The organism is Streptomyces sp. NBC_00988 (genome assembly GCF_045162645.1).
In the GTDB taxonomy this organism is placed as follows: domain Bacteria; phylum Actinomycetota; class Actinomycetes; order Streptomycetales; family Streptomycetaceae; genus Streptomyces.
In genome coordinates, this window is the sequence record NZ_CP108730.1 from 4936620 (window position 1) to 4963372 (window position 26753).

Below are 26753 nucleotides of genomic sequence, written 5' to 3' on the forward strand. Positions count from 1 at the left end.
GAGGGGATTTGCCGTGACCTACTCTCCGCCGCCCGGTGCGCCCCGGGCCCGTATCCCCGGGCCGCAGCAGCCGCCGCCGACGTACCCCCAGATCCGTACCGGCCTGTGGAAGCACTGCCTGGGCGGCGGGCTGGCGCTGTGGGTGCTGACCGCGCTGGTCACGTACGCGACGAAGAACACCACCCTGTTGCCGACGCTGATCCTGCTCGGCAGCTTCCTGGTGCCGGTGACCTTCGTCCTGTGGGCGTACGAACGGCACGGGCGCGACCTGGGCGTCAGCGTGATCCTGGGCTGCTTCCTGACCGGCGGCACGCTCGGGGTGCTGGGCGCCTCGGTGATGGAGTACTACCTGCTGCATCCCTCCTTGTGGATGTTCGTCGGGGTCGGCCTCATCGAGGAGGCCGTGAAGCTGGGGGCGCTGATGTTCGTGCTGCGCCGGCAGCCGCGGCTGCACGGGATGCGCGCCGGGCTGGTGCTCGGCGCGACGGTCGGCTTCGGCTTCGCGGCCCTGGAGAGCGCCGGGTACGCGTTCAACGCGGCCGTCTCCACCAAGGGCATCGATCTGCGGGCACTCCTGGAGACCGAGATCCTGCGCGGGGTCCTCGCCCCCTTCGGGCACGGCCTGTGGACGGCGATCGCGGGCGGCGTCCTGCTCACGTACCGGCAGTTGAACGGGCGCTTCCGGTTCACCGCGCCGGTGGTCGGCACGTATCTCGGCGTCTCCTTGCTGCACGCCCTGTGGGACTCGACGCACGGCATCGCCATCTGGCTGGTGGCCCGGCTGTCGGGCACGGGCCTGGACAAGCAGCTGTTCGCCCAGGGGTACATCCCGAGTCCGACCGACCAGCAGGAGCACCTGTTCACGACGTTCTCGGTGGGCGGAATGGTGCTCGTGGCCCTGCTCGGCATCGCCTGGGTGCGGTCGCTGGCCCGGCGCGACCCCTCTTGGAAAAATACCCCCTAGGGGTATAGTGTGGAGCACAGAGTGAGCCACCGTGGGCCACTCCGACCCCATCTGCCTCCACACGCCTCCACGAGGAGAACGACATGACCGCCCAGACCGACACCCAGGGTTCCGTCACCACCGTCTACAAGGTGAGCGGAATGAGCTGCGGACACTGCGAGGGCTCCGTCTCCGGCGAGATCTCCCAGCTGCCCGGCGTCACCTCGGTGAAGGCCGTCGCGTCGACCGGCGAGGTCACCGTCGTGTCCGCCGCCCCCCTCGACGACGAGACCGTCCGCGCGGCGGTCGACGAGGCGGGCTTCGAGCTCGTCGGCCAGGTCTGACACAGCGGATCGGGCGAAACCCGCCGCGGTTCCGGCGGAGCGCCCCGCACGACACTTCCGTTTTTCGACCGGGCCGTGCCGACCAGCTGATACTGGCTCCGCGCGGTCCGGTCCGATGTCTGGAGTCCGGACATGACCAGCACCACCACAGCGACACCCACCACCGCGGAGACACCCATAGCCGCGGCTCCCGAATCCGCCGCCGAGGTCGAGTTGCTCATCGGCGGGATGACCTGCGCCTCCTGCGCGGCCCGCGTCGAGAAAAAGCTCAACCGCATGGACGGCGTCAGCGCCACGGTCAACTACGCGACCGAGAAGGCGAAGGTCAGCTACCCGGCGGGCATCCAGGTCGCCGACCTCATCGCGACCGTGGTGAAGACCGGGTACACCGCCGAGGAACCCGCGCCGCCGGAACCGGAGACGGAAGCCCCTGAGGACGCCCCGGACCCCGAACTGGCCTCCCTGCGCGAGCGGTTGACCGTTTCCGCACTCCTCGCCGTACCCGTCGTGCTGCTCTCGATGATCCCGGCCCTCCAGTTCGACAACTGGCAGTGGCTCGCGCTCACCCTCGCCGCGCCCGTCGTCGTCTGGGGCGGACTCCCGTTCCACAAGGCCGCGTTCACCAACGCGCGGCACGGCGCAGCGACCATGGACACCCTCGTCTCCGTCGGCACGCTGGCCGCGTTCGGCTGGTCGCTGTGGGCGCTGTTCTGGGGCGACGCGGGCATGGCCGGCATGCACGACGAGTTCCGCCTCACCGTCTCGCGCACGGACGGCGCCTCGACGATCTACCTCGAAGTGGCCGCCGGAGTCGTCGCGTTGATCCTGCTGGGCCGCTATCTGGAGGCCCGCTCCAAGCGTCGTGCGGGCGCGGCCCTGCGCGCGCTCATGCAACTGGGCGCCAAGGACGTCGCCGTACTACGGGGCGGTCGTGAAGTACGGCTGCCCGTGGCCGAGTTGGCCGTCGGGGACCACTTCGTCGTACGGCCCGGGGAGAAGATCGCGACCGACGGTACGGTCGTCGAGGGCGCCTCGGCGGTCGACGCGTCGATGCTGACCGGCGAGTCGGTGCCGGTGGACGTGGCACCGGGTGACACGGTCACCGGCGCGACCGTGAACGCCGGCGGGCGACTCGTCGTAGCGGCGAGCCGTGTCGGGTCGGACACCCAACTCGCGCGGATGGCGCGGCTGGTGGAGGACGCGCAGAACGGCAAGGCCGAGGTGCAGCGGCTCGCCGACCGGATCTCCGGGATCTTCGTGCCGGTGGTGCTGCTGATCGCGCTCGGCACGTTCGGGGTGTGGCTCGGAGTCACCGGCGATGTGGCCGCCGCGTTCACCGCGGCCGTCGCCGTGCTGATCATCGCCTGCCCGTGCGCGCTGGGCCTGGCCACCCCGACCGCCCTCATGGTCGGCACCGGCCGCGGCGCCCAGCTCGGCATCCTGATCAAGGGCCCCGAGGTCCTGGAGTCCACCCGCCGCGTCGACACGGTCGTCCTCGACAAGACCGGCACGATCACCACCGGCCGCATGACCCTCCAGGAGGTCCACGTCGCCGAAGGCACCGACGAGCGGGAGCTGCTGCGCCTCGCGGGCGCCCTGGAGCATGCCTCCGAGCACCCCGTCGCGCGGGCCGTCGCGGCGGGCGCGGAGGAGCGGGTCGGACCGCTGCCGCCCGCCGAGCACTTCGAGAACGTGCCCGGCCGTGGCGTCCGCGGCCGCGTGGAGGGCCGCGAGGTGGCCGTGGGGCGCCTCTACGACGATCTCCCGGAGGAGTTGGCCCGCGCCAGGTCCGAGGCCGAGAGCGGCGGACGTACGGCCGTGGTGGTCGGCTGGGACGGCGCCGCGCGCGGAGTCGTCGCCGTCGCCGACGCGGTCAAGGACACCAGCGAGGAAGCTGTACGGCAGCTGCGCGCCCTCGGGCTCACGCCGGTGCTGCTGACCGGGGACAACCGGGCGGTCGCGGAAGCGGTGGCAGCGGCCGTCGGGATCGACCCCGGGAACGTCATCGCCGAGGTGCTGCCCGAGGACAAGGTCGCTGTCGTACGACGGCTGCAGGGCGAGGGGCGGAGCGTCGCCATGGTCGGCGACGGCGTGAACGACGCCGCCGCGCTCGCCACCGCCGATCTCGGGCTCGCGATGGGCACCGGGACGGACGCGGCGATCGAGGCGAGCGATCTGACACTGGTGCGCGGCGACCTGCGGGTGGCCGCGGACGCGATCCGGCTGTCCCGGCGGACGCTCAGCACCATCAAGGGCAATCTCGTGTGGGCTTTTGGATACAACGTGGCGGCGCTTCCGCTGGCCGCCGCGGGGATGCTGAATCCCATGATCGCGGGGGCCGCGATGGCCTTCTCGTCGGTGTTCGTGGTCTCCAACAGCCTGCGACTTCGGACATTTCGCTGAAGTTCCGCAAAGTTACCGGGAGTTACGGGAAGTCGAAGTAAGAGTCCCCCTAGAGACGGACGACGGCCTCACATAAGCTCTTCACAAGGCTCGCGCATCATCCTTACGCTGGGGCCCCGACCACGACATCGGGGCTCTTGCGCACCTAACGGACATATGCAAGAGACGCAGATCACAGTGATGTGAACGTAACCATCGAAGGGGTTCGAAGGTCTAAGTTGACGATGTCAGCAAGCGTCTTGGGGGGCGCGAACTGGCATCTGAGGATGTCTTGGGGGACTTCCTCAGAGATGCGTTGCCGGGGCACGTACAACGGGGAGCTTTGAGCGGCCCTCCCGACGTGCGATGTCCCGGCAGATCGCACACATCACTGGCTCCACCCAGTAGTACGAGGAGTTTTGCTCGTTCTACTCAACGAAGCTCAGCTTCATCGGGCTTCGGCAGTACGCAGTACAGCGATTCAGGCGCTGGTTCTCTAAGACGCCCGGCCGGATCCCGTGGGGGGAATCCGCACCGGGACATGGGAAGGCGCCCTGTACGCCGGCCCGTGGGGGGACCGTCGGCAGGGCGCCTTCTTCCCCTCTTTTTTCGAGCTCGGTTCGCCTCCGGGGCGCCAAAGCCTGTGTCGAGAGCGCGATCGTGCTCGACCCTTCGGGCCTCCGCGCGTTCGCGCTCTCGACACAGGCGCGCCCCTTCGGCTCACTCGCCGGCGTGGGGCGAGGGGGTCGAAAGGGCGCGGGCTTGCTGTGGTCCGGGGTTGCTGCCGTGCTGCAGCGCTCTGCTTTTAGGGGCGCGGGGAACTGCGCGACCAGCCCCCACCGGGCCCGCAGCGAACAACCTACGGACCCAGCGGCGTTCTTGGCGGAGTGCTTCAGCGGCCCTCGACCGGGATGAAGTCCCGCTCGACGACGCCCGTGTAGATCTGGCGCGGGCGGCCGATGCGGGAGCCGGGCTCCTTGATCATCTCGTGCCACTGGGCGATCCAGCCCGGGAGGCGGCCCAGGGCGAACAGGACCGTGAACATCTCGGTCGGGAAGCCCATGGCCCGGTAGATCAGGCCGGTGTAGAAGTCGACGTTCGGGTAGAGGTTGCGCGAGACGAAGTAGTCGTCCGACAGCGCGTGCTCTTCGAGCTTCAGCGCGATGTCCAGCAGCTCGTCGGACTTGCCGAGGGCCGAGAGGACGTCGTGCGCCGCCGCCTTGATGATCTTCGCGCGCGGGTCGAAGGACTTGTACACCCGGTGGCCGAAGCCCATCAGGCGGACGCCGTCCTCCTTGTTCTTCACCTTGCGGATGAAGGAGTCGACATCGCCGCCGTTCGCCTGGATGCCTTCCAGCATCTCCAGGACGGACTGGTTGGCGCCGCCGTGCAGCGGGCCCCACAGCGCGTTGATGCCGGCCGAGATCGACGCGAACATGTTCGCCTGGGACGAGCCGACGAGGCGGACCGTGGACGTGGAGCAGTTCTGCTCGTGGTCCGCGTGCAGGATCAGCAGCTTGTCGAGCGCGGAGACGACGACCGGGTCGAGGTCGTACTCCTGGGCCGGGACCGAGAAGGTCATGCGCAGGAAGTTCTCGACGTAGCCGAGGTCGTTGCGCGGGTAGACGAACGGGTGGCCGATCGACTTCTTGTACGCGTACGCCGCGATCGTCGGAAGCTTGGCGAGCAGCCGGATCGTGGAGAGGTTGCGCTGCTTCTCGTCGAACGGGTTGTGGCTGTCCTGGTAGAAGGTGGACAGCGCCGAGACGACCGACGACAGCATCGCCATCGGGTGGGCGTCGCGCGGGAAGCCCTTGTAGAAGTTCTTGACGTCCTCGTGCAGCAGGGTGTGCTGCGTGATGTCGTTCTTGAACACGGTGAGCTCGTCGACGGTCGGCAGCTCGCCGTTGATCAGCAGGTAGGCGACCTCCACGAAGGTGGAGCGCTCGGCCAGCTGCTCGATCGGGTAGCCGCGGTACCGGAGGATGCCCTGCTCACCGTCGAGGTAGGTGATGGCGGATTTATAGGCGGCGGTGTTCCCGTAACCGCTGTCCAGCGTCACCAGACCGGTCTGGGCGCGGAGCTTCCCGATGTCGAAGCCCTTGTCGCCGACGGTGCTGTCGATCACCGGGTAGGTGTACTCGCCGTCGCCGTACCGCAGTACTACAGAGTTGTCGCTCACGTCATCCCTCACCGACGTTGTGCCTCTTCTTCGAGGTTGCCCTGACTGTCTCTACCATCCCCCATTTGGCGCAGGAGAGTGCACTCGGGGTCGACCATTGGGCCTATTGGCGGCACTCAGTGCCGTCAACCTGTTCATCCTGCCCCCTCCACCCCGCTATCAGGAAGTGCTGTGTGACCTTCCTGACTCATTTGATCGATCATTTTTCACGGTCAGTCCGATTTCCCGCTCAGTCTGAAGTCCAGTGCCGTGCAGCGTCGTCCCGCCGACACCGTGCGCACGGCCTGGCCGATCGCCTTGCGCGATCCGACCAGCACGACCAGCTGTTTGGCCCGGGTGATGGCCGTATACAACAGGTTCCGCTGAAGCATGGTCCACGCGCTCGTGGTGACCGGGATCACGACGGCCGGGTACTCGCTGCCCTGGGAGCGGTGGATGGTCACCGCGTACGCGTGCGCCAGCTCGTCCAGTTCATCGAATTCGTACGGAACCTCCTCGTCCTCGTCCGTCAGCACCGTGAGGCGCTGGTCCACCGGGTCGAGTGAGGTGACGACGCCGACCGTGCCGTTGAAGACGCCGTTCTCGCCCTTCTCGTAGTTGTTGCGGATCTGGGTGACCTTGTCGCCGACGCGGAAGACCCGGCCGCCGAACCGCTTCTCGGGGACGTCGGGACGGCCGGGCGTGATCGCCTGTTGCAGCAGGCCGTTGAGGTTGCCCGCGCCCGCCGGTCCCCGGTGCATGGGCGCGAGGACCTGCACGTCCCGGCGCGGGTCGAGCCCGAACTTGGCCGGAATCCGCCGGGCCGCCACGTCCACGGTGAGCCGGCCCGCCTCCTCCGTGTCGTCCTCGACGAAGAGGAAGAAGTCCTTCATGCCGTCGGTGACGGGGTGTTGGCCGGAGTTGATCCGGTGCGCGTTGGTGACCACGCCCGACTGCTGGGCCTGGCGGAACACGCGCGTGAGGCGTACGGCGGGGATCGGACCGCCGTCGGCCAGCAGGTCCCGCAGCACCTCGCCGGCGCCGACGCTGGGGAGTTGGTCCACGTCTCCTACGAAGAGGATGTGGGCTCCTGGGGGCACGGCTTTGACGAGTTTGTTGGCGAGGAGCAGGTCGAGCATGGAGGCCTCGTCCACGACCACCAGGTCGGCGTCCAGGGGGCGGTCCTTGTCGTAGGCCGCGTCGCCGCCGGGCTTGAGTTCCAGCAGGCGGTGGACAGTTGAGGCTTCGGCGCCGGTGAGTTCGGCCAGGCGTTTGGCGGCGCGGCCGGTGGGGGCGGCGAGGACGACCTTGGCCTTCTTGGCGCGGGCCAGTTCGATGATCGAGCGGACGGTGAAGGACTTGCCGCAGCCGGGGCCACCGGTGAGGACGGCCACTTTCTTGGTCAACGCGAGCTTGACGGCGGCCTCTTGCTCGGGGGCGAGTTCCACGCCCGTCTTCCCCTTCAGCCAGGTCAGCGCCTTGTCCCAGGCCACGTCGTGGAAGCCGGGCATGCGGTCCGCCTCGGCGCGCAGGAGGCGGCGGAGCTGGGCGGCGAGGGAGAGTTCGGCGCGGTGGAAGGGGACGAGGTAGACGGCGGTGACGGGGTCCGCGTCGCCGTCGGGGCCGGGGACTTTTTCGCGTACGACACCGGGGTCGCCCGACTCCTCGTCCGGGAGGGCGAGTTCGGCGAGGCACTCGATGACGAGGCCGGTGTCGACCTGGAGGAGTTTGACCGCGTCGGCGATCAGGCGTTCCTCGGGGAGGTAGCAGTTGCCCTGATCGGTGGCCTGCGAAAGGGCGTACTGCAGGCCTGCCTTGACGCGCTCAGGGCTGTCGTGCGGGATGCCGACGGACTGGGCGATCTTGTCGGCGGTGAGGAACCCGATGCCCCAGACGTCCGAGGCGAGGCGGTACGGCTGGTTCTTCACTATCGCGATCGACGCGTCGCCGTACTTCTTGTAGATGCGGACCGCGATCGACGTGGACACCTCGACGGTCTGGAGGAAGAGCATGACCTCCTTGATCGCCTTCTGCTCCTCCCAGGCGTCGGCGATCTTCTTGGTGCGTTTGGGGCCGAGTCCGGGAACCTCGATGAGGCGCTTGGGCTCGTCCTCGATGATCTGCAGGGTGTCCAGGCCGAAGTGCTGGGTGATGCGGTCGGCGAAGACGGGGCCGATGCCTTTGACGAGGCCTGAGCCGAGGTAGCGGCGGATGCCCTGGATCGTGGCGGGGAGCAGCGTTGTGTAGTTCTCTACGGTGAACTGCTTGCCGTACTGGGGGTGCGAGCCCCAACGGCCTTCCATGCGGAGGGATTCGCCGGCCTGGGCGCCGAGCAGCGCGCCTACGACGGTGAGGAGATCGCCGCCGCCTCGGCCGGTGTCCACGCGGGCGACCGTGTAGCCGTTCTCCTCGTTGGCGTAGGTGATGCGCTCCAGGACGCCTTCGAGGACGGCGAGGTGGCGCTCGCCTGTGGGGGTCCCCGGTTTTGCCGCCTGGTTGGACATGGGTCGACGGTACCGGGCGGGTGTGACAGTGGGGGTGGGGTCAGGGGTGGGGGTGCTGCTTCAGGGCTTCTATGAAGGTGGTGAAGGTGGGGGTGAGGGAGGTGCGGGCGGGGGTCTTGGAGTCGCGTATGGCTATGCGGGCGGGGCGGTTGGCGATCTCCACGCAGGAGTCACCGTCGCCCGCGCCGGAGTAGGACGACTTGCGCCAACGGTCGCGGGTGTCCACGGGGTGCCTCACAGATCCTTCGCCAGCCTGCTGATGAAGACGGTGAAAGCCTCGGTGGGGAAGGTGAGGGTGGCGTGGGTAGGGACTTTGGAGTCCCTGATGGCTATGTGCGGGTGGCGATGGGCGATCTCCACACAGGCGTCGCCCTGGCCGCCCCCGGAGAACGATGACTTCTGCCAAATGCCAGGGGTGATCATGCGGTCACAGCTCCTTCGCCAGCCTGTGGATGAAGTCACGCGAACGCTGGGGTTCGAATGACACCGCCTCCACCCTACGGAAGAGGGTTCGATAGCGGTTGAGCTGGGCCTCGGAGTCAATGAAAACGGGGCCGTTGGGACCGTCGCGTACCACGGTGTCCAACTGCGGGACAGCGCCGCCCGCGTACACCATGGCACTCCCGGCCCCGCCGAAGCCGTTCAGATCGAAGGGGATGACACGCACGGTGACGTGGTCGGCTTCGGAGAGTTCCAGGACACGGGTGAGTTGGGTCCGCGCCGCGATCTGGTCACCGACCCGGATGCGCAGGGCCGCCTCGTGGATCAACGTCTCATACGGGATTGGGTCGGGGCGCTCGATGATGACTCTGCGCTTCATCCGGTGTTCCACCCAGCTCTCCACCTCGCTCTTCGGGAACTCCGGGTTCACGTAGGAGAAGAGGGCTCGGGCGTAGTCCTCGGTCTGCAGAAGTCCCGGGATGTGCAGGAAGTCCACGTCCCATCGGTAGCAGGCGTGATGTTCCAACTCGGCGAGGTCGAGGAACGGTGTGGGCAGCGAACCTCGGTACTCCTCCCACCAGCCGCGAGTCCGGTCGGTCGCCATCGCGACCAGGGCGTCGATGAACTCCTCATCCGTGGCTGCGTAGTTGGCCGCCAAACGGCGCAGCCGCTTTTCACTGACGCCGGCCAGAGCCGCCTCGATCTGACTGATCTGTGCGGAGCTCACTCCGAGCAGTGCCGCCCCCTCGCGGGCCGCGAGACCTGCCGCGTCGCGGAGTCTGCGCAACTCGACCGCCAGGCGCATCTGACGTGCCGTTGGCTCGCGCCTCAGTGCCACGACTACCCCTCCCAACGCGCCGGTGGGCGCGACTCGTTCGGGGGTCAGATTACGCGACCGGCTTGCGAAACTTAAAATGCTAGGTCTACCGTCGGTGACGCGACGCACACGCTGCGGAAACCCCGGGGTACCGGAAGCGCACCACTCCGTCCTGCCAGGACGGCTGCGGCAAGCCACCGCCCGCGACACCCCGCAGTCCTCCGAAATCCCCACCACCGAACCGGAGTTGCCGCATGCCCGAAATCCCAACCCCACCCATCCCCTGGGAGTACTGCCTCCACATCCCGAACGACCTGCGTGCCGTCACCGTCAGCCGCCGCACCCTCCGCCTGATCCTCACGGTGCACGGACTGATCCAGCTGGCCGACACCGCCGAACTCCTCGCGACGGAGCTGGTCGCCAACGCCGTACGGCATACGAAGGGGCCCGCCGCCCTGCGGGTGGGCTGGGCGGCGGGGGTACTGCGGCTCGGGGCATGGGACGCCGATCCCGAACCGCCTGAGCCGCCAAGGCCGTTGGAGGAACTCGGCGACTCGGAAGACGGCCGCGGCCTCGCACTGGTCCAGGCCTGCGCCGATCAGTGGGGCTGGCAGCCGCTGTCCCGGAACGGCAGGCGGGGGAAGCTCGTGTGGTGCGAGCTTGGCGCGGCTTGAGGTGAGACGAAGTCCCTCCGGTGAACGGGAGATACGTTGGTCGAGGATCTGGCATCAGCAGCGGCAGACCGGAATCGAGCAGCGTGTGGCGAGCTTCCTGAGAGAAGGCGTGCTCACAGACATGACAAGTGGGCGCGGCCGTACCGCACTTGACATTGCCGTGGGGGGACACGGCGCCGTGTTTCGATTGCTTCTGGCTGCCGGGGCGGATCCGGAGCAGCGTATGGGCAAGATCGGTCAGGAAGCGTCATTGCGTTTTGCTGCCGCCCGAGGAATGACGGCTCAGCGAAGTTAGCGGGGGGCTGGGTCAGGCCGGCTTGACCGCCAGCGTCGCGAAATAGTGCGACATGTATGGGGCGGATGCGTCGGATTGGTGCGGCGCTTCCGTGAAGCCGGTGAGGACGAATCCCGCAGCGAGTTGCCCGCCGATCTGGTCGGTGAGGGTGTGGCTGTATTCAAGTGCGGCATCCGCGCCGAACTTCGTGGCGCGTTCCTCGGCGGAGTACTGCGTGACATCGCTGTAGGGCAGCTTGTGCGCGACGATCAGCTCGCCGCGCTCGTCGAGCGCCTCGTGGTCGAACAAGTACACATCAGGGTTGAGGAAGCCCGCGAGCAGAGTTCCGCCCGGTCGCAGGACGCGGAAGCACTCACGCCATACCGGAGCCAAGTCCGGTACGAACAGGTTGGAGACCGGATGGAACACGACGTCGAATGCCGCGTCGCCGAAGGCACCGAGGTCGCGCATGTCGCCCAGGACGGTGCGCAGTTCGAGTCCGTCGCGCGCCGCCACCATCTGGTCCTGGCCGAGCTGACGGGGTGAGTTGTCGAATACGGTGACCCGCGCCCCCGCGGCGGCGAGGATCGGACCCTGCTGGCCACCGCCGGAGGCCAGGCACAACACGTCCTTGCCGGTCAGGTCCGCCGGCAGCCAGGAGCGGTCGACCGGCTCACGCCCTATGAGAACGGTCGACCAGTCGCCCGTGCGGGCGCGCTCGACATCCTCAGCACTCACCGGCCTCGACCACTCGTTGCCCTCTTGGACATACTTGTCCCAGGCTGCCCGATTGTGGGCAACGGGGTCGACAACACCGTCCTGCACGTTCAACTCCCTGCTACAGCCAGGCGGACACCTGCGGTACTGACAGTTCGGTGCCGCCAGCCAACACGATCGCAGAGTGCGGGCTCAACGAAATTAGCCGTAGGCGTCGCGGGCGATGGTCTTGATGACCCGGCGGGTGCCTTCGGAGCCGGCGTCGGTGATCCCGGTGTGCGGGAACGCAAGGGTCTCCGGCCGCCATGTCTCGACGGTTGCGGCCATGCGCTGCAGTTCGGGAAGGCCGGCGCATCGGCGGCAGAACCGGTACAGCAGATCGCGGACCTGCTCCCGGTCCGGGCGGGTCCGGGCGGTGGCAAGCAGGTCCAGGATGCCTTCCTCGGCGTTCCACGCGACGGTGGTCGGCGCGCCGATCACCGAGGGCAGGTTGGACAGCTCGTCGAGGGGAGCGTCGACTCCCGACCGCATACCTGTCCCAGGACTCAGCCAATGACATGCGGCGGCCCTTCCCGGCGAGAGGCCCCCCAACGTACGGGGACAGGCCCCAACTCACCCGCTGCTCATGACTACTTGGGCGAGTCGTGGCACCCGGCGTGGCACTGGTTGCAGTTGGCCGCGCCCCTCATGACCCACAGGTCGGGGGCGATCTCGAACCCGGCCGCCTTGATCGCCTTGATCGTCTGTTGCAGGACGAGCGGGCAGCCGGCCTCAGTCACCCGACTTGAGAGTCCGCGAGGAGAAGGACTCGATCGGCCTCGACGTCGAAGCCGAGCACCGGATGGCCGTACTCGCCCTCCGGGTCCATCAGCACCGGGCTACCCAACCGCCGCCCGATCTCCCGGAAGAAGTCACAGAGCACATCAAGTCGGTCCTGGCCCTGCAACTCCCGCAGATCGACGTCGAAGTCAACTTCGTCAGCGGCGTGGAAACGGAAGATCGCCAACACATCGACGGTCGGCCAGACCCTCAGTTCCGGGCACTCGGCATCCGTCGGGCGGGACAGCACGACCTCCGCCCGAGGCACTGAAAGCACCGTCTGTCCCTCGGAGTACTGGCACTTCCAGCCCTTCTCGGCGACAAGATCGAGAACCGCCTGCCAGTCCTCCATCGAGGCATTCGGGACACGCACGTCCGGCAGCGACCCCGTCGAGTCCAGGTCGAAGAAGCACTTCACGTCATCCCACAGCAGGTCGGCCACCCCGCCATGCTGCCCGGACCGCCGACCCGACGCACCTCCGTTTCCCTTGGCCAAAGACACGGGGCTCCCACATCACAATCCGGTCACACCCCCTTGATAACTCGCATGTAATCGATTCCAATCCTCCATGTAATCGATTCCACGAGGAGGTGGAACGGCGATGGCGAGCATCAAGGACGTCGCCGCCGAGGCCGGGGTTTCCGTGGCCACGGTGTCGCGGGTGCTGAACGACCATCCGTCGGTCAGTGACGACGCACGCACACGTGTGCTGGCCGCCGTAGAGGCGCTGGGCTACCGCCCGAACGCCGTCGCCCGTTCGCTGCGCACCGATCAGACCCGCACCCTCGGCCTGGTCATCAGCGATGTGCTCAACCCGTACTTCACCGAGCTGGCCCGCTCCGTCGAGGAGGAGGCCCGCGCGCTCGGGTACAGCGTGATCATCGGCAACGCCGACGAGCGGCCGGAGCTGCAGGACCACCACGTGCGGACGCTGCTGGACCGTCGTATCGACGGACTGCTCGTGTCCCCCACCGACGGCGGCTCCCCCGGGATGCTGGACGCCGCCCGCGCGGGGACCCCGATGGTGTTCGTGGACCGGTGGATCCCGGGCCTGGACGTGCCCGTCGTGCGGGCCGACGGACGGGCCGCGATCCGGGATCTCGTCGCCCATCTGCACGGGCTCGGGCATCGCCGGCTCGCCATCATCGCGGGGCCTTCCGCCACCACCACCGGTAGCGAGCGCGTCGCCGCCTTCCGGGACGCGCTCGGCGAGTACGGGATTCCCCTCCCCGACGTCTACATCGGGCAGGGCGACTTCCAGGTCGAGAGCGGGCGGCGGGTGACCGAAGGGTTCCTCGATCTGGCCGAGCCGCCCGAGGTCGTCTTCGCGGCCGACAACCTGATGGCCCTGGGCGCCCTGGACGCCGTACGCGCGCGTGGGCTGCGGGTTCCGGAGGATCTCGCGCTGGCCGCGTTCGACGACATCCGGTGGTTCGTGCACACCGATCCGCCGATCACCGCGATCGCTCAGCCGACCGGTGACCTCGGGCGGGCCGCCGTTCGCGCGCTCGTCGACCGGATCGAGGGGCGGGCGCCGCAGTCCGTCATCCTCCCTGCCCGGCTGGTCGTGCGCCGCTCGTGCGGCGAACCGGACTCCGCGCAACCCCCTGTTGGAACTGCCCCAGTTCAACCTGTTCGAAGGAGCCAGTCGTGAGCAACCAGGACGAGTTGCTGCGCATCGAGGGCATCCGCAAGACCTTCCCCGGTGTCGTCGCGCTGGACGGCGTCGACTTCGATCTGCGTCGGGGTGAGGTCCATGTGCTGCTCGGTGAGAACGGCGCGGGCAAGAGCACCCTCATCAAGATGCTCTCCGGCGCCTACCGCCCCGACGGCGGCCGCATCCTGGCCGCCGGCGAGGAGGTGCGCATCCACAGTGCGCAGGACTCCGCGCGGCTCGGGATCGCCACCATCTACCAGGAGTTCAACCTCGTTCCCGATCTGACGGTCGCCGAGAACATCTTCCTGGGGCGGCAGCCGCGTCGGCTCGGGATGATCGACCGGAAGCGGATGGAGGCCGATGCCGCCGTTCTGCTGGAGCGCGTGGGCGTGAACGTGTCTCCACGTGCGCGTGTCCGTGAACTCGGTATCGCGCGGCTGCAGATGGTCGAGATCGCGAAGGCGCTCAGTCTGAACGCGCGCGTGCTCATCATGGACGAGCCGACCGCCGTGCTCACCTCGGAAGAGGTCGAGAAGCTGTTCGCGATTGTGCGTCAACTGCGCGCGGACGGCGTCGGGATCGTCTTCATCACCCATCATCTTGAGGAGATCGCCGCTCTCGGGGATCGCGTCACCGTCATCCGGGACGGGAAGAGCGTGGGACAGGTGCCTGCCTCCACCCCGGAGGACGAGCTCGTACGGCTCATGGTCGGGCGCTCCATCGAGCAGCAGTATCCGCGTGAACGGCCGGACGCCGGCGCCGCGTTGCTCTCCGTCGAGGGGCTCACCCGGGACGGGGTCTTCCACGACATCAGCTTCGAGGTGCGGGCCGGTGAGGTCGTGGGCATCGCCGGGCTCGTCGGGGCAGGTCGTACCGAAGTCGTACGGGCTGTCTTCGGGGCCGACCCGTACGACCAGGGAGCCGTCACCGTCTCCGGTGGACTCGTCCCCAGGCATGACGTCAACGCGGCCATGGCCGCCGGGATCGGGCTCGTGCCCGAAGACCGCAAGGGGCAAGGGCTCGTCCTCGACCAGTCGGTCGAGGAGAACCTCGGGCTCGTCACCATGCGGGCCGCCACCAAGGGTGGTCTTGTCGACCTCAAGGGGCAGCGGGTCGCCGCCGCGCGGATCGCGAAGCAACTGGGCGTACGGATGGCCGGACTCGGCCAGCAGGTGCGGACGTTGTCCGGCGGCAACCAGCAGAAGGTCGTCATCGGCAAGTGGCTGCTCGCCGACACCAAGGTGCTGATCCTCGACGAGCCGACCCGCGGCATCGACGTCGGCGCCAAGGTCGAGATCTATCAGCTGATCAATCAGCTCACCGCCGGTGGTGCCGCCGTGCTCATGATCTCCAGTGATCTGCCCGAAGTCCTCGGCATGAGCGACCGGGTGCTCGTGATGGCCCAGGGGCGCATCGCGGGCGAACTCTCCGCCGAACAGGCCACGCAGGACTCCGTGATGGCACTCGCCGTCAGCACACCCAGCACACCAGACCAAGCAACTACCGCTGTGGAGGGCCACCGTGGCCACTGACACGCTCAAGAGCACGCCGGGCGCGAGTGGCGCCTCGGGGATCCGCCGACTGCTCCTGGACAACGGGGCGTTGACCGCCCTCATCGTCCTGGTCATCGCCATGTCGGCGCTGTCCGGCGACTTCCTGACCACCGACAACCTTCTCAACGTCGGTGTCCAGGCGGCCGTGACCGCCATCCTCGCCTTCGGCGTCACCTTCGTGATCGTCTCGGCGGGCATCGACCTGTCGGTCGGTTCGGTCGCGGCCCTCTCGGCCACCGTGCTGGCCTGGAGCGCAACGCAGCACGGCGTCCCGGTCTTCCTCGCGGTGATCCTCGCGATCGCCACGGGTATCGCGGCCGGTCTCGTCAACGGTTTCCTCATCGCCTACGGCAAACTGCCGCCGTTCATCGCGACGTTGGCGATGCTGTCCGTGGCGCGCGGTCTGTCCCTGGTCATCTCGCAGGGTTCCCCGATCGCCTTCCCGGACTCGGTCTCGCACCTCGGTGACACCCTCGGCGGCTGGCTGCCGGTGCCGGTCCTGGTGATGATCGCGATGGGGCTCATCGCGGCCTTCATCCTCGGCCGGACCTACATCGGCCGCTCGATGTACGCGATCGGCGGCAACGAAGAGGCCGCGCGCCTCTCGGGACTGCGCGTGTCCAAGCAGAAGCTCGCGATCTACGCCCTGTCCGGCGTGTTCGCCGCCGCCGCGGGCATCGTCCTCGCCTCCCGGCTCTCCTCCGCGCAGCCGCAGGCGGCCGACGGTTACGAGCTGGACGCGATCGCGGCGGTCGTCATCGGCGGCGCGTCCCTCGCGGGCGGCACCGGCAAGGCGTCCGGCACGCTCATCGGCGCGCTGATCCTCGCGGTGCTGCGCAACGGCCTCAACCTCCTTTCCGTGTCCGCCTTCTGGCAGCAGGTCGTCATCGGTGTCGTGATCGCGCTGGCGGTCCTGCTCGACACCGTGCGCCGCAAGGCGGGTGCGACTCCCGCCTCCGGTGCGGGCGGTGGCGGTGGCAGCAAGGGCAAGCAGGCGACCACGTACGCGCTCGCGGCCGTCGTCACCATCGCGATCGTCGGTGCCACCTCCTTCCTCCACAACGACTCCTCCACGACGTCGAAGCCCAAGCTCGGTCTGTCGCTCTCCACGCTCAACAACCCGTTCTTCGTGCAGATCCGGTCGGGCGCGCAGGCCGAGGCGAAGAAACTGGGCCTGGACCTGACCGTCACCGACGCCCAGAACGACGCCTCGCAGCAGGCCAACCAGCTGCAGAACTTCACCAGTTCGAACTACGGCGCGATCATCGTCAACCCGGTGGACTCGGACGCGGCGAGCAACTCCGTGAAGGCCGCCGACAAGGCGAAGATCCCGGTCATCGCCGTCGACCGGGGCGTCAACAAGGCGGCCGTGGACACCCTGGTCGCCTCCGACAACATCGTCGGCGGTGAACTCGCCGCCAAGACCATCGCCACGAAGCTGGGCGGCAGCGGCAAGATCGTCATCCTCCAGGGCCAGGCGGGCACTTCGGCGGCGCGCGAGCGGGCGGAGGGCTTCGCCAAGGGGCTGAAGGCCTACCCCGGCATCCAGGTCGTCGCCCAGCAGCCGGCCGACTTCGACCGCACCAAGGGCCTCGACGCGATGTCGAACCTGCTCCAGGCGCACCCCGACGTCCAGGGCGTCATCGCCGCCAACGACGAGATGGCGCTCGGCGCGATCAAGGCGCTCGGCTCCAAGGCCGGCACGTCGGTCCCGGTCGTCGGCTTCGACGGCACGCCGGACGGCCTGACCGCCGTCAAGCAGGGCACGCTGTACGCGTCCGTGGCGCAACAGCCCAGCCAGCTCGGCAAGATCGCCGTGGACAACGCCCTGCGCGCCGCTCAGGGCAAGAAGGTCGAGTCGACGGTCAAGGTGCCGGTCAAGGTCGTCACCAAGGAGAATGTGGCCGGGTTCACCGGCTGACGAGGACCGGTCCACCACTCCAAGTCACCACCGTGGGGAGTCAATTGATGTACGACTACGACCTCCTGGTCGTGGGATCGGCCAACGCCGACCTCGTGATCGGCGTCGAGCGGCGGCCGGGCGCCGGCGAGACGGTCCTCGGTTCCGACCTGACCGTCCACCCCGGCGGCAAGGGCGCCAACCAGGCGGTCGCCGCCGCCCGGCTGGGAGCCCGTACGGTCCTGCTGGCCCGGGTCGGCGACGACGCGCACGGCCGGCTGCTGCTCGACTCGCAACGGGCCGCCGGTGTCGACACGGTGGGCGTCCTGGTCGGCGGCGCGCCGACCGGGGTCGCGCTGATCACGGTCGACCCGTCCGGCGACAACAGCATCGTGGTGTCGCCGGGGGCCAACGGAAAGCTGTTCCCCGTGGACGTCCAGGCCGCCGGGTGCCTCTTCCAGGCCGCCCGGGTGGTCTCCGTACAGCTGGAGATCCCGCTGGAGACGGTCGTGGAGGTCGTACGGAGTCTCGCGGACGGCAGCCGCTTCGTGCTGAACCCGTCGCCGCCCCGGCCGCTCCCGGCCGAAGTCCTGGCCGCCTGCGATCCGTTGATCGTCAACGAGCACGAGGCGAAGGTGATCCTCGGGGACGCGTGCGTGAGCGAGCGGCCCGAGGACTGGGCGCGGATCCTGCTGGCGAAGGGGCCGCGTTCGGTGGTCGTGACGCTGGGCGCGGAGGGTGCGCTGGTGGCCTCCAAGGACGGGGTCACCCGGGTGCCGTCCGTGAAGGTGGACGCCGTGGACACTACGGGCGCGGGCGACGCGTTCACCGCGGCGCTGGCGTGGAAGCTGGGTGCGGGGCTGTCGTTGGCCGAGGCCGCGGAGTACGCGGCCCGGGTCGGGGCGGTCGCCGTGACCCGTAAGGGCGCGCAGGACTCCTTCCCCACGGCGGACGAGGTCGCCGCGCTGTGAAGAAGGCAGGGATTCTCAACCGTCATCTCTCCGGCGCGCTGGCCGAGTTGGGGCACGGCGACGGGGTGCTGGTGTGCGACGCCGGGATGCCGATCCCCAAGGGGCCCCGGGTCGTGGACCTGGCGTTCCGCGCCGGGGTGCCGTCGTTCGAGGAGGTGCTGGACGGGCTGCTGGCCGAGCTGGTGGTGGAGGGCGCGACGGCGGCGAGCGAGGTGCGCGGCGCCAACCGCGCGGCCACGGCCCTGCTCGACGCGCGCTTCCCCGACGGCCTGGACCTCGTCTCCCACGAGCGGCTCAAAGAGCTGTCGGCGGACGCGCGGCTGATCGTACGAACGGGCGAGGCGCGGCCGTACGCGAATGTGCTGCTGCGATGCGGGGTGTTCTTCTAGCGGAGAAAAATTCGAGGGGGCCGGGTCCGTCGACCAAGCCCCCTCGGGTTTTCCCCTCCAGCATCAGGACCCCCGCGATCCCCCCAGATCCCCCTCCAAGAGTCCCGATGCCAAGTACGACCCGCGTGGTGGGGAGAGGGTTGTACGACATCTTGAGAATTCTTCAAGACGGGTTCGAGGTGCCGACGAATTGGGGCGGACGTAGCGTTTCAGGCATGACCGAAGACTCTGCTACGACCTTCCACGACGACATCCTCGACGAGCTGGGCGGCGACAAGGTCCAGGAGATCGCCGGCCTGCTGGGGACGGACGAGGCGGGCGCCCGGGACGTGGTCGGTACGACCGCGTCGGCGCTGTCCGGTGAGGCGGCGACCGTGGAGACCTCGACGGTCGGGACGCCTCAGGAGGCTCCGCTCCAGGGCGTGGCCACGCTGGGCGGTTTCGCGACCGGCGGGCTCATGGCCGGGGTGCTGGCGAAGGCGGCCAGGCCGGTGGCGAACGCGGTGGCCAAGAAGACGGGGCTGCCGCCGGCGACCGTGGCGCGGGTCGTCGAGATGCTGATCCCGGTGGTGCTGACGGTGCTCACGAAGCGGGCGGCGAAAAAGAGGTAGGCCGAAGAAGTAACCCGTGCGGTGCGGGTGTCGGCCGGCCGGTACGGCATACTCCTGACCTCCTGCCCCACCCCGGATCGAACGGGGTGGGGCAGGGCTCAGGGGTGTGTCGGTGCGGGGCGGTCGACGTCAGCGGACGGTGACCGAGACACCCTTGGACACGGCGGCGCCGTCCTTGACGCGCAGGACCTGGACGCCCTTCTTCTGGAACTTGTCGGTCAGCTTGTAGGCGCTGTGGTTGACCTTGGCGGTCACCGGCAGGGACTTCCAGGTCGCACCGCTCTTGACCTGGAGCGTCACCTTGCTGCCCTCCTTCAGACCGGCGGTCTTGCCGGTGAAGGTCACCACGTCACCGAGCTTCACGGCGGTGTGGTTGGCCTTGAGGGTGATGGTCGCGGGCGCCGGGGCGGGCGCGGCGACGGCGGAGGTGGCGCCGACGGCGACGAGCGCCGCGGAGACCACGGATACGGCGGCGATACGCACGTTCACAGATAACTCCTTGTTTTGTTTCTCGAATTACTTCTCTTATGCACCTCTCAGGCTTCTCTCATACAAGAGAAAGCCCGGAAGACCGCGCTTCCGGGCTTTCTCCCGGCCCCGCGGCGAGCACGATCCTACAGACATGACCTGGGGAGATACGGTTCCGGAAAGCTCCGAAAAACCTAAATCGACAGGCTAGTCACAGGAATAGCGCGCACCGCACGGACCCTGATCTGCATTTATAAAAACAAGCTGTGTGAAGGTGACTCTCACATTCCGACTACCGGATCACGTGCTCCACGAACCGTGCCGCCGTCTCCGCCAGCACCTCGCGGCCGTCCCGGGCCCACAGGCCCTCGTTGAACAGTTCGACCTCGATGGGACCGGTGTAGCCCGCCGACTCGACGTACGACAGCCACTCCCGCATGTCGATCGCGCCGTCGCCGATCTGTCCGCGGCCGTTGAGCACGCCCTCGGGCAACGGGGTGGTCCAGTCGGCGAGTTGGAAGGTGTGGATACGGCCGCCCGCGCCCGCCCGGGCGATCTGCTCGGGCGCCCGGTCGTCCCACCAGATGTGGTACGTGTCGACCGTGACGCCGACCTGCTGGGCGGGGAAACGCTCGGCGAGGTCGAGGGCCTGGGTGAGCGTGGAGACCACGCAGCGGTCGGAGGCGAACATGGGGTGCAGCGGCTCGATGGCCAGCCGTACACCCCGCTCCTCGGCGTAGGGCCCCAACTCCCCCAGCGCGTCGGCGATCCGCTCCCGCGCGCCGTGCAGGTCCCTGGAGCCGGCGGGGAGACCACCGGACACCAGGACGAGGGTGTCGGTGCCCAGAGTGGCGGCCTCGTCGACGGCCCGGCGGTTGTCGTCGAGGGCGCGGGCGCGTTCGTCCGGGTCGATCGCCGTGAAGAAGCCGCCCCTGCACAACGTTGTCACCGTGAGCCCCGCGTCGCGGACCAGCTTCGCGGTCTCCTCCAGGCCGTACGACTGGACCGGCTCGCGCCACAGGCCGACGCCGGGGACGCCCAACTCCAGGCAGGCGTCGACCAGTTCGGGCATCGACAGCTGCTTGACCGTCATCTGGTTGATGGAGAAGCGGGAGAGGTCGGCGGCGCTCACTGGTTCACTCCGTACAGGGACAGCAGGTTCTTCATCCGTTCCTCCGCGAGCTTCGGGTCGGGGAACAGGCCCAGGCCGTCGGCGAGTTCGTAGGCGCGGGCGAAGTGCGGGAGGGAGCGGGCCGACTGGAGGCCGCCGACCATCGTGAAGTGCGACTGGTGGCCCGCGAGCCAGGCCAGGAACACCACGCCCGTCTTGTAGAAGCGGGTGGGGGTCTGGAAGAGGTGACGGGACAACTCGACCGTGGGGTCCAAGAGTTCACGGAAGCCTGCCGTGTTCCCGGTGTCCAGGACGCGGACCGCCTCCGCCGCCAGCGGGCCGAGCGGGTCGAAGATGCCGAGCAGGGCGTGGCTGAAGCCCTGGTCGTCGCCCGCGATCAGCTCGGGGTAGTTGAAGTCGTCGCCGGTGTAGCAGCGCACGCCCTGCGGCAGTCGGCGCCGGATGTCGATCTCCCGCTGAGCCTCCAGGAGCGACACCTTGATGCCGTCGACCTTGTCGGGGTGCGCGGCGATGACTTCGAGGAACGTGTCGGTGGCCGCGTCGAGGTCCGACGAACCCCAGTAACCCTCCAGCGCCGGGTCGAACATCGGGCCCAGCCAGTGCAGGACGACCGGTTCCGACGCCTGGCGGAGCAGGTGGCCGTAGACCTCAAGGTAGTCCTCGGGCCCCTTCGCCACGGCCGCGAGCGCGCGGGACGCCATCAGGATGGCCTGCGCGCCCGACGCCTCGACGAGGGCCAACTGCTCCTCGTACGCGGCCTGTACGTCGGCCAGGGACTTCGGGTCGGTGAGCTGGTCGGTGCCGACGCCGCACGCGATACGGCCGCCGACCGCCTTGGCCTCGGCGGCACTTCGGCGGATCAGCTCGGCCGCGCCCGCCCAGTCCAGGCCCATTCCGCGCTGGGCGGTGTCCATCGCCTCGGCGACACCGAGCCCGTGCGACCACAGATGGCGGCGGAAGGCGAGGGTGGCGTCCCAGTCGACGGCGGCGGGCGAGTCGGGGCTCGTGTCGGCGAAGGGGTCGGCGACGACGTGCGCCGCCGAGAACACCGTACGAGAGGTGAAGGGGGTGCCGGACGTGACGGCGAGGGGTTCGGGGCGGGGTTCGTAGGCCCGCAACCCGCCCTTGGAGTCGGGGAGTCGGATGGTCACAGGGCGATCTCCGGTACGTCGAAACGGCGGCCCTCGGCGGACGACTTCAGGCCCAGCTCGGCGAGTTGGACACCGCGGGCGCCGGCCAGGAGGTCCCAGTGGTAGGGGGCGTCGGCGTAGACGTGGCGGAGGAACAGCTCCCACTGGGCCTTGAAGCCGTTGTCGAAGTCGGTGTTGTCGGGGACTTCCTGCCACTGGTCGCGGAAGACCTCGGTGGCGGGGAGGTCCGGGTTCCAGACCGGCTTGGGGGTGGAACTGCGGTGCTGGGCACGGCAGTTGCGCAGACCTGCGACGGCCGACCCCTCCGTGCCGTCGACCTGGAACTCGACGAGTTCGTCGCGGTTGACGCGGACGGCCCAGGAGGAGTTGATCTGCGCGATGGCGCCGCTGTCGAGCTCGAAGATGCCGTAGGCGGCGTCGTCGGCGGTGGCGTCGTAGGGCTTGCCGTTCTCGTCCCAGCGCTGCGGGATGTGGGTCGTCGCGATGGCCTGGACGGACTTCACGCGACCGAACAGCTCGTGGAGGACGTACTCCCAGTGCGGGAACATGTCGACGACGATGCCGCCGCCGTCCTCCGAGCGGTAGTTCCACGACGGGCGCTGGGCGGTCTGCCAGTCGCCCTCGAAGACCCAGTAGCCGAACTCGCCCCGGATGGACAGGATCCGGCCGAAGAAGCCGCCGTCGATGAGCCGCTTGAGCTTCAGCAGGCCCGGCAGGAACAGCTTGTCCTGGACGACGCCGTGCTTGATGCCGGCGGCGTCAGCGAGGCGGGCCAGTTCCAGGGCGCCCTCGAAGTCGGTGGCCGTCGGCTTCTCGGTGTAGATGTGCTTGCCGGCCGCGATCGCCTTCTTGAGCGCCTCCTCGCGGGCCGAGGTGACCTGGGCGTCGAAGTAGATCTCGACGGTCGGGTCGGCGAGGACCGCGTCGACGTCCGTGGAGACGTTCGCCGGGTCCAGCCCGTGCTGCTCGGCAAGCGCCTTCAGCGCGTGCTCGCGGCGGCCGACGAGGACCGGTTCCGGCCACAGCACCGTACCGTCGCCGAGGTCTAGACCACCCTGCTCGCGCAGTGCGAGGATCGAGCGGACGAGGTGTTGTCGGTAGCCCATGCGCCCGGTCACGCCGTTCATGGCGATACGCACCGTCTTGCGTGTCACGTGTTCCCCTTCGTCCACATGCGCCTCAACGCATGTCTCAGCGCATGTCCCGATTGCAGCAAGCGCTTTCTATATATGCAGAAGCTAGCCTTTGCCCACTGGTCTGTACAAGACCGTGATGGGGTCGAGTTGTTCGAGGGGGCGAACGACCGGGGCAGGTGGCCTTATGGTCTGCTCGGACGGGGACTTCCTTTGAGCAGCCTATGTACAACGGCGTACGACAAGATGCGCGACCGGAGGACGAACAACATGACGGTGACCCTGGCGGACGTGGCGGCCCGCGCCCAGGTCTCCCCCGCGACGGTGTCGCGCGTACTGAACGGCAACTACCCGGTCGCGGCCACCACGCGCGAGCGCGTGCTGCGGGCGGTCGACGAGCTCGACTACGTGCTCAACGGTCCCGCGAGCGCGCTCGCCGCGGCCACCTCCGACCTGGTCGGCATCCTGGTCAACGACATCGCCGACCCCTTCTTCGGGATCATGGCGAGCGCGATCCAGGGCGAGATCGGGGGGCCGGGAGGCCGCGCGGGCGGGGAACGGCTGGCGGTGGTGTGCAACACGGGCGGCTCCCCGGAGCGCGAGCTGACGTATCTGACCCTGCTGCAACGGCAGCGGGCGGCGGCGGTCGTGCTGACCGGCGGCGCGATGGAGAACGCGCCGCACGCGGCGGCGGTCGCGGCGAAGCTGCGGAAGCTGGGCGAGGCCGGGACGCGGGTGGTGCTGTGCGGGCGTCCGCCGGCGCCGGACACGGGGGCGTTCGCGCTGACCTTCGACAACCGCGGGGGCGGCCGGGAACTGACCGAGCACCTGATCGGCCTCGGCCATCGCCGGCTCGGCTACATCGCGGGCCCGGAGGAACGGACGACGACGCGGCACCGGCTGGAGGGCCACCGGGAGGCGCTGGCCGCGCACGGGATCGCAGAGGATCCCCGGTGGACCGTTCATGGCCGCTACGACCGGCGGTCGGGCTACGAGGCCACGCTGGAGCTGCTGCGGCGGGATCCGTCGCTTACGGCCGTGGTCGCGGCGAACGACTCCGTCGCGGTGGGGGCGTGTGCGGCGCTGCGGGAGTCGGGGCGGCGGATTCCGGACGACGTCTCGGTCGCCGGGTTCGACGATCTGCCGTTCAGTGTGGACGCGGTGCCTTCGCTGACGACTGTGCGGTTGCCGTTGTCGGAGGCGGGGGCCCGGGCGGGGCGGATCGCGATGGGGCGGGAGGAGCCGCCGCCGGGTGGGATCGCCACGGTTCGGGGGGAGTTGATGGTGCGGGGGTCTTCGGGGGTACCGCGGAAGTAGCTGCGCCGGAGCCGGGGTCGGGTGTGGTGGGTGGCAGGTCGGGCCTGTCCAGTCGCGGGCGGCCCGGTGGTGGCAGGGACCGGGCACGGAGGGTCCGGGAAGCTGTGTTCTTTTCTAACCAGTCAAAGGCCGGTTAGGGGGTTGGTTTACGGACAGCTTCTCGACACTCCCCGCCCGGCTCGACCCGGTCCCGCAAACCGGTGCCACGCGCTATCCGCCAGGTCCGATCCGGTACGTGCCCGGTGTCCGGCCCATCGTGTGGCTGAACGTGTCGATGAAGGCGCTGGTCGTGGACCAGCCGCACTGGCGGCCCGTTTCGCTGACGGATGCTCCTTCCGCCAGGAGGACCATGGCGTGGAAGACGCGGACGTTGGTCCGCCATTGCGGGTACGTCATGCCGAACTCGGTTCTGAACAGCCGGGCCAGGGTGCGTTCGCTCACGCCGACGCGGCGGGCGAGCCAGGTGGCGGTGCGGGGTTGGCTCAGGTCGTCCGTCACCAGTGAACATGCCTGCCGCAGCAGGGAGTTGGTGGCGGTGGGCAGCGTCAACGGCTCTACTTGAGCTCGCCTCAGCCGGTCCCGCAGGACCGCGCGCAGGCGGCGGGACTCCTGCTGCGGGAGGTCCGGTTCGCTGCACGCGATGATCAGTTCGCGCACCAGGGCGTCCACGGCCACGACGACCGGCGTCCCGGAGTCCAGCAGCGCGTCGTGGGCGGCGAAGCCGATGGTGTGCACGGAGCTGTGCCCGTGCACCCGGTGCTGGTGCCACATGCCGGCCGGCAGCCAGACGGCACGCGCGCTGGACGCCACCCAGGACGCCTCGCCCGTCCGCACCGCCAGCACACCGGCGCTGACGTAGAGAAGCTGGTGGTAGTCGTGCCGGTGACGGCCGATGACGTCACCGGCGAGGTGGGCGTGGGTGGTGTCCCTGGGCTCCGCAGCCGCGCTGTCCGCCGTCTCCACCCTGTCCGCGGTCTCCGCTGTCGTCGCCTTCTCCGCCTGTCCGTTTTCCGACATACCTCGGCAGAATAACGGAAGCGCCGCACCTGGCCGTCCTGCCAGCGTGAGGCCCATGCCCACGACACCCCCCGCCCCCTCTCCCTCCCCGCCCGCCCTGAAGACCCGTCTCGCCTCCGGGCTGCGCGACGCCGCGCTCGACACCCGTCCGCTCCAACTCCCCGTCTTCCGGCGCCTGTTGATCGGCCAGAGCGCGGCCTACGTCGGGACCATGGTCACCGACGTCACCATCCCGGTGCAGGTGTACGGGCTGTCCCGGTCGTCGCTGTTCGTGGGGCTGACGGGGGTCGCCGGCCTCGTACCGCTCGTGGTCTTCGGGCTGTACGGCGGTGCCGTCGCGGACCGGTTCGACCGCCGTACGGTGTACCTCGCGTCGTCATGTCTGACCTGGGTGGTCACGCTCGCCCTGCTGTTCCAGGCGGTCGCCAGCGTGCGTTCGGTCCCGCTCATCCTCGGCCTCGTCGCCGTGCAGGCCGGCGCCTTCGCCGTGTCGTCGGCGGCCCGGGGCGCGATCATCCCCCGTGTCGTGCCGACCCCGCTGGTGCCCGCCGCGAACACGCTGTACTTCACCGCCGGCAACATCGGACAGGTCGCCGGGCCGCTGGTCGCGGGCGTCCTGATCTCCCTCCCGAACGGCTACAGCTGGGCGTACGGCGCCGACGCCGCCCTGTTCTCGCTCCTGCTGTACTCGGCCCTGCGCCTCCCCTCGGTCAAGCCGACCGGCGAGGGAGCCGCCAACACGGGCGGGCTGCGCTCGGTGCTCGACGGGCTGCGGTTCATCGCCGTCGCACCCGTGCTCTGGATGTCCTTCGCGGTCGACATCGCGGCGATGACCCTGGCCATGCCGACCGCGCTGTTCCCGGAAGCGGCAGAGACGCGGTTCGGCGGCGGGGTGGGCCTGCTGTACTCGGCCATCGCGATCGGCTCGGTCGCGGCGGGCCTGTTCAGCGGCTGGATCGGACGCGTGCGGCGCCAGGGCCGGGCGCTCGCCGTCGCCGCCGTCGCCTGGGCGGCGGCCGTCGCGCTCGCGGGTACGGTCCATCAACTCCTCGCGGCAGCGGCCCTGTTGGCGGCCGCCGGAGCGGCCGACCTCGTCAGCGCGGTCTACCGCCAGACCATCCTCCAGACCTACGCCCCCGACGCCCTGCGCGGCCGCCTCCAGGGCGTCTTCACCGTCGTCGTCGCGGGCGGCCCCCGCCTCGGCGACCTGCGCGCCGGCGCGATGGCCTCCACGACAGGCCTCGGCCTCGCGTGGACGGGCAGCTCGCTGCTGTGCGTGATCGTCGTCATCGCGGGGGCGCTGGTGGTCCGACCGTTCTGGCGGTACGACGTCGGCGCGGCGCGGTCGGCGTCCCCGCGACCGTAGGGGGCCGGAAC

Annotated in this window: 27 protein-coding genes; 13 read left to right on the top strand and 14 right to left on the bottom strand. The window is 69.1% G+C overall.

The features are described from left to right. Positions 1-13 precede the first annotated feature (13 nt). From OG496_RS22405 to OG496_RS22415, 3 genes are all read left to right on the top strand, one after another. Positions 14-964, top strand: coding sequence for a PrsW family intramembrane metalloprotease (locus tag OG496_RS22405; protein WP_405972153.1), 951 nt, complete (start codon positions 14-16; stop codon positions 962-964). An 83-nt stretch (positions 965-1047) separates the two neighbouring features. Continuing rightward, positions 1048-1287, top strand: a complete 240-nt coding sequence (locus OG496_RS22410) for a heavy-metal-associated domain-containing protein (RefSeq protein WP_366490708.1) — start codon at positions 1048-1050, stop codon at positions 1285-1287. Positions 1288-1419: 132 nt separating this feature from the next. Beyond that, positions 1420-3690 carry a heavy metal translocating P-type ATPase gene (locus tag OG496_RS22415; protein WP_405972154.1) on the top strand — a complete coding sequence of 757 codons (2271 nt, stop codon included), beginning with the start codon at positions 1420-1422 and terminating at the stop codon, positions 3688-3690. Positions 3691-4561: 871 nt separating this feature from the next. Here OG496_RS22415 and OG496_RS22420 read toward each other — a convergent pair. The 5 genes from OG496_RS22420 to OG496_RS22440 all read right to left on the bottom strand — a co-directional run bounded on the left by OG496_RS22420 (position 4562) and on the right by OG496_RS22440 (position 9613). Beyond that, on the bottom strand, positions 4562-5851 hold the full coding sequence (locus tag OG496_RS22420; RefSeq protein ID WP_043669475.1) for a citrate synthase: 1290 nt from the start codon (positions 5849-5851) through the stop codon (positions 4562-4564). Between the two features lie 212 nt (positions 5852-6063). Then, the gene (locus tag OG496_RS22425) at positions 6064-8334 is read right to left on the bottom strand and encodes an ATP-dependent RecD-like DNA helicase (RefSeq protein ID WP_405972155.1); all 2271 of its coding nucleotides are present in this window, start codon (positions 8332-8334) and stop codon (positions 6064-6066) included. A 40-nt stretch (positions 8335-8374) separates the two neighbouring features. Further along, positions 8375-8560 carry a DUF397 domain-containing protein gene (locus OG496_RS22430; protein ID WP_405972156.1) on the bottom strand — a complete coding sequence of 62 codons (186 nt, stop codon included), beginning with the start codon at positions 8558-8560 and terminating at the stop codon, positions 8375-8377. Between the two features lie 8 nt (positions 8561-8568). Further along, the gene (locus OG496_RS22435) at positions 8569-8757 is read right to left on the bottom strand and encodes a DUF397 domain-containing protein (protein ID WP_405972157.1); all 189 of its coding nucleotides are present in this window, start codon (positions 8755-8757) and stop codon (positions 8569-8571) included. Positions 8758-8761: 4 nt separating this feature from the next. After that, positions 8762-9613 carry a helix-turn-helix transcriptional regulator gene (locus OG496_RS22440; protein ID WP_405972158.1) on the bottom strand — a complete coding sequence of 284 codons (852 nt, stop codon included), beginning with the start codon at positions 9611-9613 and terminating at the stop codon, positions 8762-8764. A 233-nt stretch (positions 9614-9846) separates the two neighbouring features. Here OG496_RS22440 and OG496_RS22445 point away from each other — a divergent pair, with 233 nt between their 5' ends. Both OG496_RS22445 and OG496_RS22450 read left to right on the top strand, forming a co-directional pair. Further along, entirely contained in the window at positions 9847-10266 is a 420-nt protein-coding gene (locus OG496_RS22445) for an ATP-binding protein (protein ID WP_405972159.1), read from the top strand. Between the two features lie 121 nt (positions 10267-10387). After that, positions 10388-10561: an ankyrin repeat domain-containing protein gene (locus tag OG496_RS22450; RefSeq protein WP_405976678.1), complete on the top strand. Its 174-nt coding sequence runs from the start codon at positions 10388-10390 to the stop codon at positions 10559-10561. A gap of 12 nt (positions 10562-10573) precedes the next feature. Here OG496_RS22450 and OG496_RS22455 read toward each other — a convergent pair whose 3' ends face one another. The 4 genes from OG496_RS22455 to OG496_RS22470 form a co-directional block, all read right to left on the bottom strand. After that, complete coding sequence (locus tag OG496_RS22455) at positions 10574-11365, bottom strand: class I SAM-dependent methyltransferase (RefSeq protein ID WP_405972160.1); 792 nt, start codon at positions 11363-11365, stop codon at positions 10574-10576. A 93-nt stretch (positions 11366-11458) separates the two neighbouring features. Next, positions 11459-11788 carry a transposase gene (locus OG496_RS22460; RefSeq protein WP_405972161.1) on the bottom strand — a complete coding sequence of 110 codons (330 nt, stop codon included), beginning with the start codon at positions 11786-11788 and terminating at the stop codon, positions 11459-11461. 98 nt (positions 11789-11886) lie between these two features. Then, positions 11887-12036 (bottom strand): hypothetical protein, encoded by a 150-nt coding sequence (locus OG496_RS22465; RefSeq protein ID WP_405972162.1) that lies wholly within the window; start codon positions 12034-12036, stop codon positions 11887-11889. Then, positions 12033-12518: a hypothetical protein gene (locus tag OG496_RS22470; protein ID WP_405972163.1), complete on the bottom strand. Its 486-nt coding sequence runs from the start codon at positions 12516-12518 to the stop codon at positions 12033-12035. Before OG496_RS22470 ends, OG496_RS22465 begins: the two co-directional genes overlap by 4 nt. 160 nt (positions 12519-12678) lie before the next feature. On the opposite strand from OG496_RS22470, the gene OG496_RS22475 reads away from it, so the two are divergent. The 6 genes from OG496_RS22475 to OG496_RS22500 all read left to right on the top strand — a co-directional run bounded on the left by OG496_RS22475 (position 12679) and on the right by OG496_RS22500 (position 19158). Continuing rightward, positions 12679-13731 carry a LacI family DNA-binding transcriptional regulator gene (locus OG496_RS22475; RefSeq protein WP_405972164.1) on the top strand — a complete coding sequence of 351 codons (1053 nt, stop codon included), beginning with the start codon at positions 12679-12681 and terminating at the stop codon, positions 13729-13731. Beyond that, entirely contained in the window at positions 13728-15266 is a 1539-nt protein-coding gene (locus OG496_RS22480; protein ID WP_405972165.1) for a sugar ABC transporter ATP-binding protein, read from the top strand. Before OG496_RS22475 ends, OG496_RS22480 begins: the two co-directional genes overlap by 4 nt. Then, on the top strand, positions 15256-17208 hold the full coding sequence (locus OG496_RS22485) for a substrate-binding domain-containing protein (RefSeq protein ID WP_405972166.1): 1953 nt from the start codon (positions 15256-15258) through the stop codon (positions 17206-17208). Before OG496_RS22480 ends, OG496_RS22485 begins: the two co-directional genes overlap by 11 nt. 47 nt (positions 17209-17255) lie before the next feature. Beyond that, positions 17256-18158 (top strand): ribokinase, encoded by a 903-nt coding sequence (locus OG496_RS22490; protein WP_405972167.1) that lies wholly within the window; start codon positions 17256-17258, stop codon positions 18156-18158. Next, complete coding sequence (gene rbsD / locus OG496_RS22495; RefSeq protein WP_266856957.1) at positions 18155-18547, top strand: D-ribose pyranase; 393 nt, start codon at positions 18155-18157, stop codon at positions 18545-18547. The genes OG496_RS22490 and rbsD overlap by 4 nt, the downstream gene beginning before the upstream one ends. 215 nt (positions 18548-18762) lie before the next feature. Next, positions 18763-19158 (top strand): DUF937 domain-containing protein, encoded by a 396-nt coding sequence (locus OG496_RS22500; protein WP_405972168.1) that lies wholly within the window; start codon positions 18763-18765, stop codon positions 19156-19158. A 129-nt stretch (positions 19159-19287) separates the two neighbouring features. Here OG496_RS22500 and OG496_RS22505 read toward each other — a convergent pair whose 3' ends face one another. The 4 genes from OG496_RS22505 to OG496_RS22520 form a co-directional block, all read right to left on the bottom strand. Further along, entirely contained in the window at positions 19288-19647 is a 360-nt protein-coding gene (locus tag OG496_RS22505; RefSeq protein WP_399391797.1) for a hypothetical protein, read from the bottom strand. A 271-nt stretch (positions 19648-19918) separates the two neighbouring features. Then, positions 19919-20719, bottom strand: coding sequence for a sugar phosphate isomerase/epimerase family protein (locus tag OG496_RS22510; RefSeq protein ID WP_405976679.1), 801 nt, complete (start codon positions 20717-20719; stop codon positions 19919-19921). Between the two features lie 35 nt (positions 20720-20754). Then, positions 20755-21909: a dihydrodipicolinate synthase family protein gene (locus tag OG496_RS22515; RefSeq protein ID WP_399391799.1), complete on the bottom strand. Its 1155-nt coding sequence runs from the start codon at positions 21907-21909 to the stop codon at positions 20755-20757. Continuing rightward, a complete protein-coding gene (locus OG496_RS22520) occupies positions 21906-23063 on the bottom strand; it encodes a Gfo/Idh/MocA family protein (RefSeq protein ID WP_405972169.1) in 1158 nt (385 codons plus the stop codon). The genes OG496_RS22515 and OG496_RS22520 overlap by 4 nt, the downstream gene beginning before the upstream one ends. 249 nt (positions 23064-23312) lie before the next feature. Here OG496_RS22520 and OG496_RS22525 point away from each other — a divergent pair, with 249 nt between their 5' ends. Beyond that, complete coding sequence (locus tag OG496_RS22525; protein WP_366490689.1) at positions 23313-24359, top strand: LacI family DNA-binding transcriptional regulator; 1047 nt, start codon at positions 23313-23315, stop codon at positions 24357-24359. A 210-nt stretch (positions 24360-24569) separates the two neighbouring features. Here OG496_RS22525 and OG496_RS22530 read toward each other — a convergent pair whose 3' ends face one another. Further along, positions 24570-25376, bottom strand: a complete 807-nt coding sequence (locus OG496_RS22530) for an AraC family transcriptional regulator (protein WP_405972170.1) — start codon at positions 25374-25376, stop codon at positions 24570-24572. Between the two features lie 55 nt (positions 25377-25431). On the opposite strand from OG496_RS22530, the gene OG496_RS22535 reads away from it, so the two are divergent. Then, positions 25432-26742 carry an MFS transporter gene (locus tag OG496_RS22535; RefSeq protein ID WP_405972171.1) on the top strand — a complete coding sequence of 437 codons (1311 nt, stop codon included), beginning with the start codon at positions 25432-25434 and terminating at the stop codon, positions 26740-26742. Positions 26743-26753 lie beyond the last annotated feature (11 nt).

Coding starts and splice junctions, on each gene's coding strand:
- OG496_RS22510 (WP_405976679.1), bottom strand. CDS start 20,719: ATGACGGTCAAGCAGCTGTCGATGCCCGAACTGGTCGACGCCTGCCTG.
- OG496_RS22415 (WP_405972154.1), top strand. CDS start 1,420: ATGACCAGCACCACCACAGCGACACCCACCACCGCGGAGACACCCATA.
- OG496_RS22410 (WP_366490708.1), top strand. CDS start 1,048: ATGACCGCCCAGACCGACACCCAGGGTTCCGTCACCACCGTCTACAAG.
- OG496_RS22425 (WP_405972155.1), bottom strand. CDS start 8,334: ATGTCCAACCAGGCGGCAAAACCGGGGACCCCCACAGGCGAGCGCCAC.
- OG496_RS22445 (WP_405972159.1), top strand. CDS start 9,847: ATGCCCGAAATCCCAACCCCACCCATCCCCTGGGAGTACTGCCTCCAC.
- OG496_RS22435 (WP_405972157.1), bottom strand. CDS start 8,757: ATGATCACCCCTGGCATTTGGCAGAAGTCATCGTTCTCCGGGGGCGGC.
- OG496_RS22450 (WP_405976678.1), top strand. CDS start 10,388: ATGACAAGTGGGCGCGGCCGTACCGCACTTGACATTGCCGTGGGGGGA.
- OG496_RS22500 (WP_405972168.1), top strand. CDS start 18,763: ATGACCGAAGACTCTGCTACGACCTTCCACGACGACATCCTCGACGAG.
- OG496_RS22525 (WP_366490689.1), top strand. CDS start 23,313: ATGACGGTGACCCTGGCGGACGTGGCGGCCCGCGCCCAGGTCTCCCCC.
- OG496_RS22460 (WP_405972161.1), bottom strand. CDS start 11,788: ATGCGGTCGGGAGTCGACGCTCCCCTCGACGAGCTGTCCAACCTGCCC.
- OG496_RS22535 (WP_405972171.1), top strand. CDS start 25,432: ATGCCCACGACACCCCCCGCCCCCTCTCCCTCCCCGCCCGCCCTGAAG.
- OG496_RS22490 (WP_405972167.1), top strand. CDS start 17,256: ATGTACGACTACGACCTCCTGGTCGTGGGATCGGCCAACGCCGACCTC.
- OG496_RS22530 (WP_405972170.1), bottom strand. CDS start 25,376: ATGTCGGAAAACGGACAGGCGGAGAAGGCGACGACAGCGGAGACCGCG.
- OG496_RS22475 (WP_405972164.1), top strand. CDS start 12,679: ATGGCGAGCATCAAGGACGTCGCCGCCGAGGCCGGGGTTTCCGTGGCC.